The 336-nt window shown below is 66.7% G+C and carries 1 protein-coding gene; it reads right to left on the reverse strand.

Going from position 1 to position 336, the window contains the following annotated elements; genetic code table 11:
• A partial coding sequence (locus tag NLR35_RS34235) for a chemotaxis protein CheW (RefSeq protein ID WP_257170941.1) occupies window positions 1-336 on the reverse strand: 336 nt, incomplete at both ends.

The raw sequence follows: 336 nt of genomic DNA on the forward strand, positions 1-336 counted from the left end.
CACGCAGTCCACCACGATGCCGAAGGTCTGGTTGCCGACCTGGGTCACCACGATGAAGCCGTTCTCCGGATCGGTCGACGAGCCGTCGTCGATCTTGAGCAGCTTCTTCAAGTGCATCAGCGGCAGCAGCTTGTTGCGCAGGCGCAGGACGGCGGTGTCCTTGATGCGCTCGATGCGGTGCTCGGAGTTGGCGCGCGCGCGCACCAGCTCGACGACCGACAGCTGCGGGATCGCGAAGCGGTCGCCGCCGGCCTCGACGATCAGCGCCGAGACGATGGCGAGCGTCAGCGGGATCTTGATGGTGACCGAGGTGCCCTCGCCGGCGACCGACTTGAC

The sequence above is a fragment of the Bradyrhizobium sp. SRS-191 genome, assembly GCF_024586915.1.
Classification (GTDB): domain Bacteria; phylum Pseudomonadota; class Alphaproteobacteria; order Rhizobiales; family Xanthobacteraceae; genus Bradyrhizobium.